This window comes from Paraburkholderia sp. D1E, from assembly GCF_052682275.1.
Genome location: NZ_JBQYMB010000001.1, coordinates 4,410,785 through 4,429,178, shown reverse-complemented (window position 1 = coordinate 4,429,178; position 18,394 = coordinate 4,410,785). Strand labels below are relative to the sequence as shown.

The window sequence follows — 18,394 nt, the reverse complement described above, 5'->3', positions numbered from 1 at the left end:
CACTCAAATACCAATCTTTCTGGAATCTGAAATGCCGGGTGCTTCGCAGCGCGAGTCGATGGTGTATGTGATCGACGACGAAGAAATGGTGCGCGACGCGCTATGGCGCCTGCTGCGCTCAGCGGGTTTCAACGCGCAGGGTTTTGCGTCGCCCGCAGAGATACTGTCAAAAGATTTGCCCAGTGTGCCGATGTGCATCCTGCTGGATATGAACCTGCAGTCCACGACTGGCTTCGATGTCCAGAGCCAGCTCGCGCAGAAGGGCGTGCAGGTGCCGATTATTTTTCTGACAGGGTACGGGTCCATTCCGATGTCGGTGCGTGCGATCAAGGCGGGCGCGCATGAATTCCTCACCAAACCGATCGACGACGAAGAACTGCTTGACGCGGTCAGGCGGGCGCTTGCACAGGACGAGGCCAACCTCGCGGAGCGCGCATTCAACGCGGAGGTGCTGCAGCGTGCCGCGTCGCTGACGCCGCGTGAAATGGATGTCTTCGAACTTGCGGTGGACGGCAGGATGATCAAGCAGATCGCGCATGAACTGGGCACGCAGGAAGTCACGGTGAAGGTGCACAAACGGCGCCTGATGACCAAGATGCGGGCAAAGACCGTCATTGAGCTGGCAAAAATGTGGGAATTGATACGTCGGACGCGATGAGCATCCTGATGCAGTAAATATCGCGCCGGATATTTGTCTCTGTTACTACGTCGGCGCAATTGGAGTATTGGCAGCTATGAGCTTTGTTTGCATCGTCGACGATGACGCCTCGGTACGAAGTGGCGTCGGAAACCTGCTTAAGGCAGTGGGTTATACGAGTATGACTTTTTCATCGGGAGAGGAATTCCTCGCCTCCCCGATGGTCGACGATGCGCTGTGTGTTTTACTCGACCTTAGAATGCAAGGCATGCAGGGTCTCGAAGTGCAACGGCAACTGAACGCGGAACAACGGCGTATACCTGTCGTATTCATGTCCGCGCATGGCGACGACGAGTCGGTGCAGCGTGCGATAGAACATGGCGCGGTCAGTTTCCTGCGCAAACCCTTTGAGGAAGAGGTATTGCTCGATTCGATCGAGCTTGCTATTGGGCGCAGGAGCGGGGCGCACTGAACCCGGGTGAGCCTGGACGCCGGGGCGATTGGGGAGGGTTTTGGAGTTCTCGAATTAAAATGAAAATCTTGCTCGTCGAAGATAACGAACAGGTCGCCGGGTTTCTGAAAAAAGGCCTGATGGACGCGGGGCATGTGGCCGATTACGCGGACAACGGCCGTGACGGCATGCTCCTCGCTGAAAGCGAGACCTATGACGCCATCATCATGGATCGCATGCTTCCCGGCGGTATCGACGGTCTGGGAATCATCGCAAGCTTGCGCGCAGCGGGAAATCGCGTACCCATTCTGATCGTGAGCGCGCTAGACGAGGTTGACGAGCGGATTCGCGGGTTGAAAGCGGGCGGCGACGACTACGTTGTCAAGCCGTTTGCGTTTGGCGAGGTGCTGGCGAGGCTCGAAGCGCTGGCGCGCCGCTCGGACGAGAGCTACGCGGAAACCACGTTGAAGGTGGGCGATCTTTCGATCGATCTGCTCTCGCGCAAAGCGGCGCGTGCCGGCCAGCCGATCGCGCTGAAGCCGCGCGAATTCAAGTTGCTGGAATACCTGATGCGGCACGCGGACCAGGTCGTCACGCGTACCATGCTGCTCGAAAATATCTGGGACTATCACTTTGATCCGCAAACGAACGTGATCGATGTGCATGTGAGCAAGTTGCGTCACAAGATCGATGCGGGGTTCGAGCGGTCCTTGCTGAGGACAGTTCGCAACGCGGGCTATGTGTTGACGGCGAACGATTAGTCGGACAGTGGCGGGTGGGGGCGGCATGATTGAGTTGTCAGATTTCAGGTTCGAGACGCTCTGTGACGATGGTGAGTTCGTGCTATCCCGGATCTACAGGCGCGACGGCGCCCAGACGTGGCTGACTGTCACATTGGCGGCCCTGCAGCCCGCGGCCAACAGTCAGGCACGTCTTGAACAGGCTTATGAGTTGCGCAGCCAGCTCGATGGCCGTTTCGTCACCCGGCCTCATGCACTGATTGAGTACCGTGAGAGTGCCGCGCTGGTACTCGAAGACCCAGGGGGTGTCTCGCTTTCCGCGATACCGATGGGTTCGCTAGCGCTCGGCCGCTTCCTTTTGATAGCCGGAAATCTCGCAGCGGCGCTAGGCGCGCTGCATGCTCGCGGTCTTGTCCACAAGGACATCAGGCCCGCAAACATTCTCGTCAACGCGGAAACGGGGAGCGTGGCGCTGACCGGCTTCGGCGTCGCCTCACGCGCTTTTGGCGAGGCGCCGGCGAGCGCGCTGTCTGACGTCGCAGTGGGGGCGCTCGCCTACCTCGCGCCTGAGCAGACCGGTCGCATGAATCGTCCGGTCGATTCGCGCGCCGACCTCTATTCGCTGGGTATCACGTTCTACGAAATGCTGACTGGCGAGTCTCCCTATCGCGCGGACTCGCCCAGCGAATGGATTCACTGCCACATCGCCAGACCACCGATTCCATTGAACGAACGCGCGAACGATGTGCCGCCTCCGCTCGCCGCGATTGTCATGCGCCTGCTTGCGAAAACTGCCGAGGACCGGTATCAAACCGCGGAAGGCCTTGAAAGCGATCTGCGCCGCTGTCTCGATGCGTGGGAGCAAACGGGACGTATCGACTCATTTCCGCTCGGCGCCCAGGATGCCCCTGAGCGCTTACTCATTCCGGAGCGGTTGTATGGACGCGAGGCGCAGACATCCGCATTGAATGCCGCGTTCGACCGCGTGGTGCAGCAAGGCAAGGCCGAGCTCGTGCTGGTCTCGGGCTATTCCGGTATCGGCAAATCGTCGCTAGTGAATGAACTGCAAAAAAAGCTCGGGCCGTCTCATGGACATTTCGCCGCCGGCAAATTCGAGCAGTACAAGCGCGACATTCCCTATATGACGCTCGGGCAGGCGTTTCAGAGTCTGGCACGGAAAATACTCGACCGAGGTCAGGCAGAAGTCGCGTATTGGCGCGAGCGGCTAAGCGAAGCAGTCGGTTCGAACGGACAATTGATCGTCAACCTGATTCCGGAAGTGGAAAAAATCATCGGTCCGCAGCCGGCAGTGCCGGAAATTCCCGCGCAGGATGCACAGATTCGATTTCACGGGGTATTCGGACGTTTCATCGGCGCCTTGACGCACGCCGATCATCCGCTCGTGCTCTTCCTGGACGATCTCCAATGGCTCGACGCCGGCACGATCTGCCTGCTCGAGAGTCTTCTTGCCACGCCGAAGCTGCAGAATCTCCTGCTCGTCGGCGCCTATCGCGACAATGAAGTGGGCCCCGCGCACGCGCTCAGCCGCGCACTGGCTGAGATTCGCAAGTTGGGCGTGCCGGTTCACGATATCGTGCTGACGCCGCTGCAGGTAGGCGATGTGGTGCGCCTGATCGGCGAAGCACTGCACGCCGGGACGGCTGAAGTGGTTGGTCTCGCGCAATTCGTGTTGGAGAAGACTGGCGGCAACCCCTTTTTCACGGTGCAGTTTCTCAAGACGCTTGCCGACGAGCATCACCTGGTGTTCGATCCGGTGCGGCGCAGATGGGGATGGGACGTCGCGCGCCTTCGCGAGGCGCGCTTCTCGGATAGTGTCGTCGACCTGATGGTCGGCAAGATCGGACGTGTGCCGGATATCACGCAGGCCGCACTCAAACAATTTGCGTGTTTCGGCAACAGTGCGACGACCGCGATGCTCACGCGTGTCGGGGGTACGTCCGACACAGCCGTGCATCGCGCGCTCGCCGAGGCGGTGGAAGCCGGCCTCGTGTTTCGGCATGAACACGGCTACGCGTTTCTTCACGACCGCGTACAGGAAGCGGCCTACGCGCTGATTCCCGCCGGTGAGCGCGCGGTCGCCCATCTACGCATCGGCCGCATGTTCGCGACTAACGCGACGACGGGAGATCTCGAACAGAATATCTTCGAGATCGTCAACCAGTACAACCGCGCGACCGAACTCATCGACGACCCGGCGGAGTGCGAACGCGTCGTGGAATTCAATCTGATTGCCGGGCGGCGTGCGAAGACATCGTCTGCCTACGCGTCAGCGGCGGCTTACCTGTCGGCGGGTAGCGCGATGCTCGGCGCCGAGGCTTGGGTTACCCGCTATTCACTCAAGTTCGCACTGGAAAGCAGCCTTGCGGAGTGCGAGTTTCTGACCGGCGACACGGACTCGGCCAAAGAACGGCTATCGAACCTGTCGAGGCGTGCTGTTACGCTGGCTGACCGCGCTGCCGTGACGTGGTTGCGAGTGACCCTGTTCACCGCGCTCGATCAAAGCGATCGGGCAGTGGAAATCTGCCTGGATTATCTGCGCGATGTCGGGATTGACTGGGACCCGCACCCCACCCGCGGGCAGGCGCGCAGCGAATACGACCGGCTTCTGCTGCAAATCGGCGAGTCGCCGATCGAATCGCTGATCGATCTGCCGCTGCTCACCGATACTGACCGGCGCGCGACCCTGGACGTGCTCACAGCGGTCTTGCCGCCGGCGTTCTTCAGCGATGAAAACCTGGTCTGTCTCGTGTTGTCCCGTATGGCGAATCTGAGTCTCGAGCATGGCAACTGCGACGCGTCGTCGATCGGCTATGCCTACCTCGGCATGGTGGCGGGCCCGGTGTTCGGTGATTACGAGGCAGGGTTTCGCTTTGGCCAGCTTGGCTTGGGCCTTGTCGACGAACGCGGTCTGCAACGCTTCAAGCCCCGTGTGTATATGTGCTTTGCCTATCACGTGATGCCGTGGACCAGGCATATTCGCGCGGGACTTCCGCTATTGCGGCGTGCGTTCGATGCCGCGAGTGAGAGCGGCGACCTCACGTACACCGGCTTCAGCAGTTGCTGCCTGGTGACCAGTCTACTGGCTGCGGGCGATCCGCTCCCCGACGTCGAACGCGAAGCCCGGCAGCGCCTGGGTGTGGTGCAAGCCGCGAAATTTGGGCTGATTGTCGATATCATCGGCGCGCAGTTGCAACTCATTCGAACCTTGCGCGGCCTGACCGCCACGTTTGGGTCCTTCAATGACGAAGCGTTCGACGAAGCGGCATTTGAGCAGCATCTCGAAGCCGATCCGTGCCTGGCGATTGCCACATGCTGGTACTGGATTCGCAAACTGCAAGGGCGCTATTTCGCCGGGGATATAGCGCAGGCGCTGGCAGCCGCTGCGAAGACGGCACCCTTGTTGTGGACTTCATCCGGGCACTTCGAGCTCGCCGAGTACCATTTCTACGCCGCACTCGCACGAGCGCGCCGGCACGACGATGCGACGCCCGAGGAGCAGGCGGAGCAATTCCGCGAAGTCGTCGAGCATCACGCCAGACTCGCGACCTGGGCCGAACACTGTCCGAGTAATTTTGCCAGCCGTGCAGCATTGGTCGCCGGCGAGATTGCGCGTATCAAGGGGAACGAATTCGAGGCGATGCGTGAATTCGAAAGCGCAATCCGTCTCGCGCGTGAGCACGAGTCCTCGCTGATCGAAGCGCTTGCGCACGAAATTGCCGGAACGTTCTATATGGCGCGTGGATTCACGACTATCGGGTTCGTCTATCTCGGCAATGCGCGGCTTGCCTACCTTCGGTGGGGGGCGCTGGCCAAGGTTCAGTCGCTTGACTGGCGTTATCCGAATCTGGTCCGTGAACTGGCGAACGACGCACCAGCGCGGAGCTTTGTCGCGCAACAGCTTGATATCGAGACGGTCGTCAAGGCGTCGCAGGCCATTTCGGGTGAAATTGCGTTCGAAAAGCTGATTCATACGCTGATGACCATCGTGCTGGAGCACGCCGGCGCGGGACGGGCGCTGCTCGTTTTGCCGCGTGCGGAGACATTGTGGATCGAAGCGGAAGCGCTGGCGGGTCGCGAAGGCGTGGAGGTACGTCTTCAAAGTGAAGTCGTGACACCGCGCCATTTGCCGGCATCGATTCTGCATCACAGCATTCGCACCCAGGAACGTGTGCTGCTCGACGACGCATCGCTGCCCAATCCGTTTTCGGCCGACGAATACCTGCGCTCAAGCCGTTCTCGCGCCGTTCTGTGTCTTCCGCTCATGAAGCAGGCGAAACTGATCGGTGTGCTGTATCTGGAAAACGACCTCGCACCGGGCGTGTTCACGCCGCCACGCATCGCCGTGCTCGACCTTCTGGCGTCGCAGGCCGCGATTTCTCTCGAAAACGCGTCGCTGGAAGAGAAAGAAGCGCTGCTCGAAGAGAAGGAGGCGCTGCTGCAGGAAGTTCACCATCGGGTGAAGAACAATCTTCAACTGATCAGCAGTCTGCTCAATCTGCAGGCGTCGCGCGTAACCGACAGGTCGGTCGCCGAACTCTTCGCCGATAGCCGCAACCGCGTGCGGTCGATGGCGCTTGTGCACGAGAACCTGTATCGCGCGGGCAACTTCGCGCGCATTGTGATGGCGACGCACGTGAAGAACCTGTGCGGTCATCTTGCGCGCGCCTACGATATGCGTCAGATGGCAGTGGAATTGCAGATCGAGGTTGATGATGTGCAACTGGACATGAACCGGGCGGTATCCTGCGGCCTGATTATCAACGAACTGGTTTCCAATGCCTTGAAACACGCGTTTCCGGATGGACGTAGCGGCTGCGTGCGCGTGGAACTCGGACTGGTCGGCGAAGGGCGGTGCAGACTGGTTGTTGCTGATGACGGCGTTGGCATCGCGCCGGAATTCTCGCTGGACGAAGCCGACTCGCTTGGGTTGCAGTTGGTCCACGATCTCACGCATCAACTGCACGGAACGCTGGAACTGAACCGCATGGGTGGCACGACATGCAGCATTCTTTTCAACGCAAACGGACGTGGATAAGCGAAAATGATGACGCCCGCACGCATTCTTGTAGTCGAAGACGATCGGGTGGTCGCCAGAGATATCGCGCAACAGATGAGCCGCGCGGGCCACACGGTGGTCGGCATCACCGCTCGCGGCGAAGACGCGCTGCCGCTCGCGGCCGACACGGCGCCGGATCTGATCCTGATGGACGTGCGGCTGGAAGGCGAACTCGACGGCATCGATACCGCACGGCTGCTGCGTGAGAATTTCAACCTGCCGGTCGTTTTCCTGACCGCCTATGCCGACGAGGAAACCGTCCGGCGCGCAACTGTCACCGAACCGTTCGGCTATGTTCTCAAGCCGTTTGACGATATGCAGTTGCGCACGGTCGTCGAAATGGCGCTCTATAAGCACGGCGCGGAACGCCGTCTGCGCGAAAGCGAACAACGGTATTCGGTGACGCTGTCGAGTATTGGCGATGCAGTGATTGCGACCGGCCGCGACTCGCGCATCAACTTTATCAACCCGGTCGCGGAAATGCTGACGGGCTGGGCACGCGACGAGGCGATGGGGCGCCCGCTGGCGGATGTGTTTCGCGTGATCAACGAAACGACTCGCGAGCCCGCGGAAGATCCTGTGACGGCCGTGCTGAGCGCCGGCACGCTTGTCGGACTGGCGAACCACACAATACTGCTCGCTCGCGACGGGCGGGAGATCGCGATCGACGACAGCGGGTCGCCGATCGTCGACGAGCGTGGTGAAATCCTCGGCGTGGTGCTGGTGTTTCGCGACGTCACGCAAAGGCGTCGCGCCGAAGAGGCCGAAATACTGCGCGAGACGAATGCCCGCCTTGAAATGGCGATGCACGGATCCAACGTCGGTGTGTGGGAAATCGATATGCCGGACGGCGACTACCGTCACGGCTACGCGCGTTTCTCGAACATCTGGGAATGGCTTGGCTATGCGCGCCCGCCGACCTTGCTCGACTACGATGCCTATATGACGGTGTTGCATCCCGACGACCGCGCGCGGACCGAGGCGGCGATAGTCAGGTACCTCAAACGGGACGTCGATGGGTTCGAAGTGGAGAACCGCCTGTGCCATCGCGACGGCAGCGTCCGCTGGGTTCTCGTGCGCGGTATGGCACGGTGGGATCCAGGCGGTAAACCGATTCGCTTCGTCGGCAGTCTTGTGGATATCACGGAGCTGAAACTCACGGAGCAGGCGCTTCGGTCGAGTGAGGCACGCTTTCGGGGCACCTTTGAAAATGCCGCGGTCGGCATCGCGCACTGCGATCTCGATGGGCACTTTCTACGCTTGAATCAACGCTCGTGCGATATCGTGGGCTATCAGCGTGAGAGTCTGTTGCTCATGCGCTTTCAGGACATCATTGCTCCGGACTTTCTGGCCGCGAGCGAGGAAAAGTATCGCCTGCTGACCGAGGGTAAGCTCTCGCACTATTCAGAGGAGGCGCCTCTGGTCAAACTCGACGGATCCCGTGTCTGGGTGAGTGTGTCGGTGGCGCTTCAGTGTGATACGAACGGCCGGGCGATTCACACCATTGCCATCTTCCAGGATATTTCAGCGGGCAAAGCGCTCGAGGACACTGTGCGTGTCGCAAAGGACGCCGCCGAATCGGCGAATCGCGCCAAAGACCAGTTTCTCGCCAACATCAGCCACGAGCTGCGCACGCCGCTGAATGGCATCCTGGGCTATGCCCAGATTTTGCGGCGCGACGCGGCCATGACCGCGCGGCAACTGTCGAGTCTGGGGGTGATCGAACAGAGCGGCGAGCATCTGCTCATGCTGATCAACGACATTCTCGACTTTGCTCGAATCGAAGCGGGCAAGCTCGAACTGAGCGTGACAGACGTACCACTTGGCCCGTTCTTACGTATCATCGCCGAGATAGTGAGCGTGCGCGCCGATCAGAAGAAGCTTGTCCTGAACCACGAGGCGCCGGCGAATTTGTCGACGGTCATTCGTGTTGATGAAAAACGCCTTCGGCAGGTGCTGCTAAATCTTCTTGCCAACGCTGTCAAGTTCACGGATCAGGGTGAAGTCACGCTTGTCGTTCGAATGATTTCGGATGGAAGGCTGCGCTTCGAAGTGCGCGACACAGGCGTCGGCGTGAGTCCAGACAGGCTCGAAACTATCTTTCAGCCCTTCGAGCAGGCCGGCGATCTCACACGGCGCACAGGCGGCGTTGGCCTCGGACTCGCGATCAGCCGTCAGTTGGTGCGCATGATGGGGGGCGAAATCCATGTGACGAGCAGCGTCGGTCATGGGAGCACGTTCTGGTTCGAGCTCGATGCTCCTGTGTCCTATGCGGAGGTGGCGGATTTTGGCCGAACCCTTCAGCTCGCGGGTGATGAAGGCGAAGCGCGTCACGTGCTTGTGATTGACGAGCCCATCGTCCCACCGCGCAATGAAATGGCCACACTGCATCGATTTGCGCTGCTTGGCTCGATGCGCGCCATCGTCCATCACGCCGACTATCTTATCGGCCTCGACGTCCGTTACGAGCCCTTCGCAACGCAATTGCGCCGTCTCGCGGCGGCTTTTGAGTCGCAGGCCTTGCTGTCTATGATCGAACAACATTTGGGTCGAGACTCGTGAGCACAATGGAGCCTTTCGACACGGGTGCGCCCATTGTTCTGGTTGTCGACGACACGCCAGCCAATCTTGGGCTGGTGGTCGAATGCCTCGAAGGCAATCATTTGCGGGTGGCCGTTGCGCGTGACGGGGCGGAGGCGTTGCGCCGCGCGGAGCTTGTGCAACCAGACCTGATTCTGCTCGATGTCATGATGCCCGGACTCGACGGTTTCGAAACGTGCCGGAAATTGAAGGCGATGGAGAAGACGCGGGATATTCCGGTCATCTTCATGACTTCGTTGACGCGAACAGAAGACAAGATCATGGGTTTTCGCGCCGGTGCGGTGGATTACATCACCAAGCCGTTGCAGATGGAGGAAGTCGCCGCTCGCGTCAATACGCACCTGAAACTACGCGCGCTGCAAAAACTGCAGGAAGAGCAGAACATCCAGTTGCAAAAGGAAGTGAAGACGCGCAAACAGGCCGAGGAGGCACTGATTGAAGTCATCAATGGTGTGCGCAATGTGTCGAATGCGATCGCTCACGATTTGCGCACGCCGCTCACCGAATTGCGCTCCCGGCTTGAGGTGCTGACGCTCACGTTGAGACAGCAAGGCAATGACGAATTCCTGCCGGAGCTGGAGGTCGCGTTGACGGATGTCGATCGCGTAATCAGCATCTTCAACGCGCTGTTGCGTCTCGCCGAAATTGATGCAGGCATGCGCCGCTCGGGGTTCATACCAAACGATCTGGAGACGATCGTGTCGGATGCGGTCGAGTTTTATCAGCCCGTGGCGGAGTTGCGCTGCGTGACGCTATCGCTGTGGGTTTCGGGTGACCTCATGGCAAATTCCGATCCGCTTCTGCTCGCCCAGGCGATCGGCAATCTGATCGACAACGCATTGAAGTTCGCGCGCGACGGGGGTGAAATCAGTGTCATCGCGACACGTCGCGATGACATGATTGCGATCTCGGTTGCGGACGACGGCCCAGGTATTCCGGACGCGGAAAAGTCCAAAGTGACTGAGCGCTTCTATCGTGGCGACTCGAGTCGCGGAACGCCGGGTGTAGGCCTTGGGCTCGCGCTCGTGAAGGCGGTGGCGACACTCCATCGCGGCTCGCTCGACTTTGCCGACAATAGACCGGGACTTATCGCTACGCTGAACGTAAGCTGTCGGCTTTGAGGAACGCAGCCTTTACCGCGCTGCACGCTTGCATGAGCGCTGTGCTGGTGGGCAGTGTGTCGGCAAGACCCTCGAGCGCGACAAAATCATGGATCGTGCCGAGATAGCGGGTTGCACTGACCTCAACCCCTGCTTGCATGAGCTTGCGTGCATAGGCCTCACCGTCGTCCCGTACTACATCGTTCTCTGCAGTGATTAGCAGCGCGGGAGGGAGGCCTTCAAGATCGGCTGTGGAAGCGTTGAGCGGCATCGCCGTGGTTTCGGTCAGGCACTCGTCTGGAAACTGCGTGTGAATGAACGATTCCACCGCGTGCGCGGTCAATCCGGGGCCATCGGCGTAACGGAAGTAGGACGGAGAAGTCCGGTTGGCCGACAGAATCGGATAAAACAGCACCTGAAGGGCAATCCGCGGGCCGTGCCGTGATTTGGCCAGGAGTGTCATCGCGGCCGCCATGTTGCCACCCGCGCCGTCACCGGCAACCGCGATTGAGCGGCCGTCGATCCCAAGAATATGGGCGTGCTCGACGACGTACGTCAATGCAGCGTATGCCTCTTCGTTTTGCATCGGGTAGCGCGCCTCGGGTGCCCGCGTGTAATCGACGAAGACGACTGCAGCGCCAGCTTCTGCCGCTAGCCTGCATATCAACCGGTCGTGAGTGTTGCGATCGCCCATGCTCCATCCGCCGCCATGAAAATACATGACAACGGGCGGCGGAGTCCGAGCGGCGCACGGGCGCACAATTCGAATCTCGATCGAGCCGGTTGGCCCCGTGGGCAGCGTCAGATCTTCTGTCTGGACAGGCAGGCGATCAGGCCGCGTGGTCTCCTGAGCGGACCTGCCTGAAGCAGACTGACAATGCAATAGAAGATCGTCGGGATGCATGCCCGCTTCTGCGACCACGTCGAGAAACTGTTGTGTCTCGATGTCCAGGACCGGGTGTGCCGATGACGGCGTCACCAGACTCAACTGGGAGCGCCGGGATTCGCCAGTGGAGGTGGGTTGATTCATGAGAGCAGGTTCCGATGAGAGAGGCCGTTATGGATGGCTCGCGATCGGCGCCATGCCCTGCGCGAGCAGGGCGGCCGATCCTGAAATGCGAACATCCGTCAGCACTGATTCTCGTCGAGACGGGCCTCGGCGCGTCAGTTAAGCTTTGCTAAGAACCGTTAGCGTCCGCGCCAGCAACGCTTGCCCGATGTTCAATCAGGCGGTCACGGCACCACGCCGGCTCGTCGAGACGGCCGTGCGCAATCAGCGCATCGATGCAAGCCTGGGCCCCGGCGCTGGCGAAAAGCTCCAGTTGCATGATGGTGGCGCCCCGGGGCGTGACTGGCCGTCCTTCGATCAGGGCCTCGAAGCCCTCTGCCCATTTATCCCAGTACGACAGCCCGCGCTGGCGGGTCCGCTCGCGCAATTTGCCGGTAAGCTCGCGCACTGTGGCCCAATCGTTTTCCCATATTGCAACTGGGATCGATCCGATGGCGAGGCCATAACAAATCGATAGATCGTGGTCGATTGCCAATGCCTGCCCGGCGCACTCGTGGGCGAGCGCCATGGCGCGATCGGTCGATCCCTGAAGCCAGAGTATGCGCATGAGGAGCGACATCGAGGCGATCTGACCGTCGACCTGCGCATGGTTCGCGTGATTCGCGCGAATCGGATCTTCATCGCGAGCGATGACGTCCTCGATCAGAGACCTTGCTTCAGCCTGATTTCCCAGAAAATGCTGCGACAGCGCCTTCATGTGATCGGCAGTCTGTATGGCAGACAAATCCGCGGTTCGAGATGCAAGGTCGCTGAAGTTCCCGGCCAACTGCAAGCTTTCCAAATAGCTTCCCGCGAGGATGCGCTGCGCCCAGATTCCCCACAGCGTTCGCAACGCCATGCCTTCGTTGTTGATACGCGTGGCCACGTCGTAGGCCTGTTCGAAAGCCCGCGCCATGTCCGGTGTCGGCCCGCGGGTGTGCCACAGCGCATGGCCGTATGCCGCAAGCAGTTCGATGTGCTGGGGGGTGCCGGCGAAATCCGAGCTTCTCCACCGTGGCGATCGCGTGCTCGGCGAGCCCGAGGAACTCATGGGGCAACGATAGGTGAAACCATAGCGGTGCCGTGACGATCACCAGCGTGATGGCGATGGTCGGGTCGCCTTCCTCGCGGGATGCCCAGTCCAACGCGGCCCGGATATCGTCGATTCGCTGGCTATGGATGGCGAGCCATTCGCGCGGGGCTTTACCTTCCCAAGCCGCCGCCGGATCTGCAAAGATCTCGCAGCAATGCACTGCATGACGCCGCCACACGTCGTTGATCTCGTTCGCCTCCGCGAGGCGTAAATGTGCATAGTGGCGGGTCGTGTCCAGCAGCCGGTAGGGTAACGGCGAACCGCCGACGTCGCATGAAATGAGCGATTTGGAGATCAGACCTGTTGTAGCGTCGAATACGGCAAGTTCGTCGAGCTCCCTACAGCTTGCGACCGCGGCGGCGTCGCTCATGTCAAAGGAGCCACGCATCACGGAAAGGCGCCGCAGGACTTGCTGTTCCTTCGGCTGGAGCAGCTCGTAGCTCCAGTCCAGTGTTGCGCGTAGCGTTTGCTGTCGCGGCAGGGCGGTGCGGCGGCCCTGCGTCAGCAACGCAAAGCGGTCGTCCAGACGCGCGGAAATAGCATGCACGTCCATCAAGCCGACTCGCGCGGCGGCGAATTCGATTGCCAGTGGAATGCCGTCCAGTCTGCGGCAGATATCGCAAACCGCAGTGACGTTGGATTCGGTCAAAGCAAATGAATCGTTCGCGGCTTTGGCCCGGTCGACGAAAAGCGCGACAGCCGCATATTCACGCGCCTGGTTCGTTCCGGGGGTCGTGCCCGATGCCGGAGACGGTAGCGCGGCGAGCCGGTGCACCGACTCGCCGTCTGCTCGAAGCGGCTCTCTGCTTGTCACAAGCAGGTGGACACCGGGTGCCGCCTGTAGCAGCTTTTCAGCAAGTTCGGCGACCGTCTCGATCAGGTGTTCACAGTTATCCAGCACCAGAAGGACCGGTGTGTCGCCAAGCATCCTGATCAAATCAGGAATGGGGTCGCCGGTGGAAACCGCGACGCCGACGGCGGAAGCCACCGTACTTGCCGCGCTTGACGTCTCCGATACCGGGGCGAAATTGACGAAGAGGGCGCGTGTGCCGGTCTGCCCGGAAAATCGATGGGCAATGGCTAATGCGACCGTAGTCTTGCCCATGCCGCCGGGCCCGGTGATGGTCAGAAAGCGGCGCTCGGGCAACTGGTCAGTGAGCCCCGCTATGACGTCTTCGCGACCGATGACGCGCGCCAATGTGACCGGCAATGCGCGCGCGCCGCTGTTGTGGAGCGGCGGCGCCGGGGAGTGGGCAACGGACCTGCTAACCGGTACCGCAAACCGGTATCCCCGGCCTGTCTCGTTGACGATGTAGCGGATGCCCTCATTACCGTCGCCCAGTGCTTTGCGAACCGCTGACAGATGTACCCGGAGGGCGCCTTCGTCGACGACGTTGTCCGCCCATACGCGGTCGCAGAGCTCCCTGGTGGATACCAGCATGCCGGCGTTCTCGATCAGCACGACGAGAATATCCAGGGCCCGGCTGCCGAGCCGGACGGCTTCACCGTCTTTTGTCAGATTGCGCTGCGGGAAATGCAAGGTGAACGGGCCAAAACTCATGGAGTACGGGGTGACCATCAAACCACCTTTACTTGTATCGTCACTCACGGCAGGCGCGGTGGATCGTAAAGCTTCCATGGCGCTCGATATAGGGAAAAATATCGTATGGTCGCCCGGCCTCGTTCTGGCGCCAACTTAAACGATCTGAAAACGAATCAGGACACACTCCCCCCGGTCCTGCGCATAGCAACTCTTAACACCACGTAACTGGCTTTGCACGCGCCGTCAGCCCAACATTCAGTCCATGCATTCTGTCCTTTGACGCGGAGAAGATCATGGAACGTCTGAAAGCGCTGGAGATATTCAAGGCCGTCGCGGATCACGGAAGCTTCACGAAGGCGGCCGACGTGACCAACGTGGGCGTTCCCGCCGTTAGCCGGGCGGTGCAGGACCTCGAAGCGCTGCTTGGGGTTCAACTGTTTCACCGTACCACCCGCAAGGTCACGCTGACCCCGGTCGGACATACGGTGCTTGAACACGCAGCGGGAGTGCTGGATTGCTACGACGGCCTCGCGCGAGTCAGCCAGGATATTGCACTCGAAGTGTCAGGCGATATTCGTTTTGAGGTACCGGTCCTGTTCGGCATGGGTCGTCTCGCGCCCATTCTGGCGAACTTCATGCGTGAATATCCCAAGGTGCGGGTCGACACACGCTTTGTCGACAACTCCGGTGAAACTTTGGGGGATCTCGCCGATCTTTCCATTGTCGTCGGCAGGTCGGTGCCTTCCTCGTGGGTCGCGCGGCCGCTCGGGGCGACGCGATTTGGCATCTACGCGAGCCCCGATTTTATTAGCAGTGTCGGCATGCCGAAACATCCGTCCGAGGTGCACTCGACGCATTGCATGGCGGTTGTGGTGGGGCCGCGTGACGCATCCTGGCAGCTTATCCATTGCGCCACAGGCGAACAGTCGGCAATCAGTGCTCAGAGCCCATTTCGCACCAATTGCCCCAGCGCACTGGTTTCCGCCGCGGTTGATGGTGCGGGCGTGGCGATTTTGCCCGAGCATATTGGAAGCATCCCTGAATCGCGAGGCGAACTCGTGCGCATCCTGAGTGACTGGCGAGCACCCTCGTTCGATACGCAGTTGCTGTATCGAGTGCGACGTAATCAGCCGTTGCGTGTACGCAAACTGGTTGATCGCCTCGTTAGCGGCTTTAGCGAGAGCGCCATACCCCAAGTGGAATCGTTGGCGGCGCACAGTCTTTCGTCATTCGCTCAGTTCAGGCACAGCGGGGCGGATGCACGAGACTCGCTGATGGCAGCGTGACTGGGGAGTCCATCGTCATGAAACTGAGTTCTATTTCATCGCTCACGTTCTGGTTCTGGTCGCTCGCGCACTATTGCTGCCGCTTTGATACCGACACGGGCGCCATGGCGCTTTGTGCGCTGCTTGCCTCGCGACTGATCCGAATTGGTGCAAATCGCGTGACCTCGGTGCTTAGCCGGGGCTGAGGATCCGCCGCGCGCAAGGCTAGCCAGACTGTTATACATTCGTATGGTTTCCTGTCAGAGTCTTGTGAACTATCCTTGTATGATTCAATGCGCCCGATTAGAAATCCGCGTGTTTGTAGATCATTTTTTGAAAACCGGGGTTGCTGCGTGGACGCCACTCAGATTGTTTGTATCGTCGACGACGACGAGTCCGTCCGGATGGCCACGGCGAGCCTGGTTCGGTCGTTCGGATGGCAAACGCGCATATTCGCCTCGGCGGAAGCGTTTCTGCAATCCGGTGACCTCGGTAAAACGTCGTGTCTGATCTCTGACGTGCGAATGCCCGGCATCTCGGGGATCGAGATGCACGAACAACTGCTGAAGCTCGGGTACGCGCCGCCAACCCTGTTTATCTCGGCATTCCCTCCGGTCGTGCTTCACGCGAAAATCCAGAAGGACGGTGTGATGGCGTTTCTCCCCAAACCCGTGGACGCTGCCGCCATGGCGCATTGGCTCAATTTGGCGTTGGGATCGCCCTGAGCATGATTGAGTCATGATTGCGCCGTGGATGTCTCAGCGAAGGCCACAGCGGCCCACTCAGCACGACTCGCTCGCGTTGGTCGGCGGAAGGCTGAATTGGAAGACCGCACCCTGGCTCGCATGGTTGGATGCCCAAACTCGCCCCCCGTGGGCTTCAATGATTGACCGGCAGATCGACAGTCCCATTCCCATGCCGTTTGGCTTCGTGGTGAAAAACGGTTCGAATAGCCGATTGGCGGTTTCGGGCTTGATCCCGCTGCCGGCGTCATGCACCGCGACCACGGCGTAACCTTGCTCGTGCCGCAGCGTTTCGATCAGTAATTCACGTGGCCTGCCACTCAGGGCGTCCATTGCCTGAATGCCGTTTATCACCAGATTGAGAATCACTTGCTGAAGTTCGATCCGATCGGCGAATAGGGGCGGCAACTCGGGGCAGAGTTTGAGGCGCAGCGAAACCCTGTGGCTCAGGAGATCGTGCTGGACCAGGGACACAGCGTCGCTGATCACGTCGTTGAGATCCAGATGCACCTTCTGTGAGACACCCTTTCGGGTGAGCTGGCGGACGCGCCGGACGATTTCGGCCGCGCGCTTGCCGTCGACGATCATACGTTCCACGCAGGCTTGTACTTCCTCCGGAGACGGGATCGGGTGGCCAAGCCATCGCAGACAGGCCTCTCCGTTCGTCACGATAGCCGCGAGCGGCTGGGTGACTTCGTGGGCAATCGATGCGCTGAGTTCCCCAAGGGCAGTTAAACGCGTCACATGAGCGAGTTCCGCCTGCACTTCACGCAATTGCCGCTCCGCGAGCCTGGCCGCGGTAACGTCCATGATCGCGCCGACAAACCGCCGTATGGCGGGATCATCCCGTACCGCATGTGCCACGACGTGAAGGTGCTTGATCGAGCCGCCAGGCATCAACAATCGATGTTCGTAGTCGAAATCTTGCCCGGTCTGTGCTGCCTGATCGATCATCTGCCTGACGAACGCAACGTCGTCTGGATGCGTGCGCGCGAGTGCCATTTCGATCGTAGGCGTGGTTTCGCCGTCGTACTCGAAGATCCTGAAGCTTTGATCGGACCAGAAGATTTCTCCACGAGAGACGTTCCAGCCAAAACTGCCGGTGAGGCTCAGTGTCTGTGCTTCCGCTAGGTACTGTGCCTGGTTCCGGCGTAGCGCCTCTTCGGCACGTTTGTGCTCCGTCATGTCGATATTGGTTTCGAGTATCGCGAGTGGCCGCCCGCTTTCGCTCTGCTGCAACGACCAGCGGCTTCCCACAATGACGTTCACGCCGTCCCGCTTCGTGTGGACGAGTTCGCCCTCCCACGACCCGGTTCGCAATAACGTCTCGTTAATCTCATCAAGGGGAGTGGGGAAACGGGTTTGCAGGAGATCGTGAGAAGTTTTGCCAAGCGCCTCGCGCTTTTTCCACCCATAGAGTTCCTCGGCGCCTCGATTCCAGTAGGTGATCACGTCGCTCATATCGCGAACAAAAACTGTGTCGTGAGCAAGGTCGAGAAGCCGGGCTTGCTCGCGCTGCGCATTCCCGAGCCGGCGTATATGCCTGACCAGTGTAGTGATCGCTAGCGACGTGATCAGAAAAGCCGCCAGCGCAAGAAGATCCCGTGCGTAGGTAATTTGAAAACTAAAGAGTGGTTCTGCAAAGAAATAGTTAAGACAACTTAAGGCGAAAATAGAGAAGACGATAGAGGAAATCAAGCTGTCCATGAGAGACAGCAACACGATCACAATCAGGAAGACAAACCCTGTTGCGCTCAAGTCGAGCCCAAGCCGGAAGCACAGCCAGGTCGCGCCGCTCAGGGCAATGCAGCCTGAGAGCCAAAGCACCATGAGATAGCGCGGCCGGGCGAGCCGGTCGATCATCATGTCTGATCGTGCGGCGAGACCGGCGGGACGATGTTGCTTTCGAATTTCACGATCTGCAGGTTCCCGGGGTAAGGTCATGGACGTATGGAGGCTCAGCCCTCCATTGTGCACGGGATGTCCTGAGCGTAAATTAATTGTCCTTAAATCACGCAGTGGGTTGAGCGGTGCAACGCTGCGCGAAATCAGCAGGGCGGAATCGTCCGCCCCGCATACAACCTTTTAAAGCTGGC

At 60.0% G+C, this 18,394-nt stretch carries 13 protein-coding genes; 9 read left to right on the top strand and 4 right to left on the bottom strand.

What is annotated here, in order from left to right; all coding sequences use genetic code 11:
- The first annotated feature begins 31 nt into the window (after positions 1-31).
- The 6 genes from ACUN0E_RS19825 to ACUN0E_RS19800 all read left to right on the top strand — a co-directional run bounded on the left by ACUN0E_RS19825 (position 32) and on the right by ACUN0E_RS19800 (position 10,627).
- Positions 32-658, top strand: a complete 627-nt coding sequence (locus ACUN0E_RS19825; RefSeq protein ID WP_445567692.1) for a response regulator transcription factor — start codon at positions 32-34, stop codon at positions 656-658.
- Positions 659-734: 76 nt separating this feature from the next.
- A complete protein-coding gene (locus ACUN0E_RS19820; RefSeq protein WP_445567691.1) occupies positions 735-1,109 on the top strand; it encodes a response regulator transcription factor in 375 nt (124 codons plus the stop codon).
- A 59-nt stretch (positions 1,110-1,168) separates the two neighbouring features.
- Positions 1,169-1,849 carry a winged helix-turn-helix domain-containing protein gene (locus ACUN0E_RS19815; RefSeq protein WP_445567690.1) on the top strand — a complete coding sequence of 227 codons (681 nt, stop codon included), beginning with the start codon at positions 1,169-1,171 and terminating at the stop codon, positions 1,847-1,849.
- Positions 1,850-1,874: 25 nt separating this feature from the next.
- Positions 1,875-6,884, top strand: coding sequence for an AAA family ATPase (locus ACUN0E_RS19810; protein ID WP_445567689.1), 5,010 nt, complete (start codon positions 1,875-1,877; stop codon positions 6,882-6,884).
- Positions 6,885-6,890: 6 nt separating this feature from the next.
- On the top strand, positions 6,891-9,467 hold the full coding sequence (locus ACUN0E_RS19805) for a PAS domain S-box protein (protein ID WP_445567688.1): 2,577 nt from the start codon (positions 6,891-6,893) through the stop codon (positions 9,465-9,467).
- A 5-nt stretch (positions 9,468-9,472) separates the two neighbouring features.
- Complete coding sequence (locus tag ACUN0E_RS19800; RefSeq protein ID WP_445570481.1) at positions 9,473-10,627, top strand: hybrid sensor histidine kinase/response regulator; 1,155 nt, start codon at positions 9,473-9,475, stop codon at positions 10,625-10,627.
- On the opposite strand, the gene ACUN0E_RS19795 is transcribed toward ACUN0E_RS19800, so the two are convergent.
- From ACUN0E_RS19795 to ACUN0E_RS19785, 3 genes are all read right to left on the bottom strand, one after another.
- A complete protein-coding gene (locus tag ACUN0E_RS19795; RefSeq protein ID WP_445567687.1) occupies positions 10,599-11,636 on the bottom strand; it encodes an alpha/beta hydrolase in 1,038 nt (345 codons plus the stop codon). The two genes, ACUN0E_RS19800 and ACUN0E_RS19795, sit on opposite strands and share 29 nt — an antisense overlap.
- Before the next feature lie 148 nt (positions 11,637-11,784).
- Positions 11,785-12,372, bottom strand: a complete 588-nt coding sequence (locus ACUN0E_RS19790) for a hypothetical protein (RefSeq protein ID WP_445567686.1) — start codon at positions 12,370-12,372, stop codon at positions 11,785-11,787.
- A complete protein-coding gene (locus ACUN0E_RS19785; protein ID WP_445567685.1) occupies positions 12,332-14,356 on the bottom strand; it encodes an ATP-binding protein in 2,025 nt (674 codons plus the stop codon). Before ACUN0E_RS19785 ends, ACUN0E_RS19790 begins: the two co-directional genes overlap by 41 nt.
- Before the next feature lie 227 nt (positions 14,357-14,583).
- Here ACUN0E_RS19785 and ACUN0E_RS19780 point away from each other — a divergent pair, with 227 nt between their 5' ends.
- The 3 genes from ACUN0E_RS19780 (at position 14,584) to ACUN0E_RS19770 (ending at position 16,280) form a co-directional block, all read left to right on the top strand.
- The gene (locus ACUN0E_RS19780; protein WP_445567684.1) at positions 14,584-15,576 is read left to right on the top strand and encodes a LysR family transcriptional regulator; all 993 of its coding nucleotides are present in this window, start codon (positions 14,584-14,586) and stop codon (positions 15,574-15,576) included.
- A 17-nt stretch (positions 15,577-15,593) separates the two neighbouring features.
- Positions 15,594-15,761, top strand: coding sequence for a hypothetical protein (locus ACUN0E_RS19775; protein ID WP_445567683.1), 168 nt, complete (start codon positions 15,594-15,596; stop codon positions 15,759-15,761).
- A gap of 147 nt (positions 15,762-15,908) precedes the next feature.
- Complete coding sequence (locus ACUN0E_RS19770) at positions 15,909-16,280, top strand: response regulator transcription factor (RefSeq protein ID WP_445567682.1); 372 nt, start codon at positions 15,909-15,911, stop codon at positions 16,278-16,280.
- Between the two features lie 57 nt (positions 16,281-16,337).
- Here ACUN0E_RS19770 and ACUN0E_RS19765 read toward each other — a convergent pair whose 3' ends face one another.
- Complete coding sequence (locus tag ACUN0E_RS19765) at positions 16,338-18,164, bottom strand: ATP-binding protein (protein WP_445567681.1); 1,827 nt, start codon at positions 18,162-18,164, stop codon at positions 16,338-16,340.
- Positions 18,165-18,394: the final 230 nt, after the last annotated feature.

Bases quoted from the DNA above. Each gene is read 5' to 3' on its own strand.
- ACUN0E_RS19825 (WP_445567692.1), top strand. From the start codon at position 32: ATGCCGGGTGCTTCGCAGCGCGAGTCGATGGTGTATGTGATCGACGAC.
- ACUN0E_RS19820 (WP_445567691.1), top strand. From the start codon at position 735: ATGAGCTTTGTTTGCATCGTCGACGATGACGCCTCGGTACGAAGTGGC.
- ACUN0E_RS19815 (WP_445567690.1), top strand. From the start codon at position 1,169: ATGAAAATCTTGCTCGTCGAAGATAACGAACAGGTCGCCGGGTTTCTG.
- ACUN0E_RS19810 (WP_445567689.1), top strand. From the start codon at position 1,875: ATGATTGAGTTGTCAGATTTCAGGTTCGAGACGCTCTGTGACGATGGT.
- ACUN0E_RS19805 (WP_445567688.1), top strand. From the start codon at position 6,891: ATGATGACGCCCGCACGCATTCTTGTAGTCGAAGACGATCGGGTGGTC.
- ACUN0E_RS19800 (WP_445570481.1), top strand. From the start codon at position 9,473: ATGGAGCCTTTCGACACGGGTGCGCCCATTGTTCTGGTTGTCGACGAC.
- ACUN0E_RS19795 (WP_445567687.1), bottom strand. From the start codon at position 11,636: ATGAATCAACCCACCTCCACTGGCGAATCCCGGCGCTCCCAGTTGAGT.
- ACUN0E_RS19790 (WP_445567686.1), bottom strand. From the start codon at position 12,372: ATGAAGGCGCTGTCGCAGCATTTTCTGGGAAATCAGGCTGAAGCAAGG.
- ACUN0E_RS19780 (WP_445567684.1), top strand. From the start codon at position 14,584: ATGGAACGTCTGAAAGCGCTGGAGATATTCAAGGCCGTCGCGGATCAC.
- ACUN0E_RS19775 (WP_445567683.1), top strand. From the start codon at position 15,594: ATGAAACTGAGTTCTATTTCATCGCTCACGTTCTGGTTCTGGTCGCTC.
- ACUN0E_RS19765 (WP_445567681.1), bottom strand. From the start codon at position 18,164: ATGATGATCGACCGGCTCGCCCGGCCGCGCTATCTCATGGTGCTTTGG.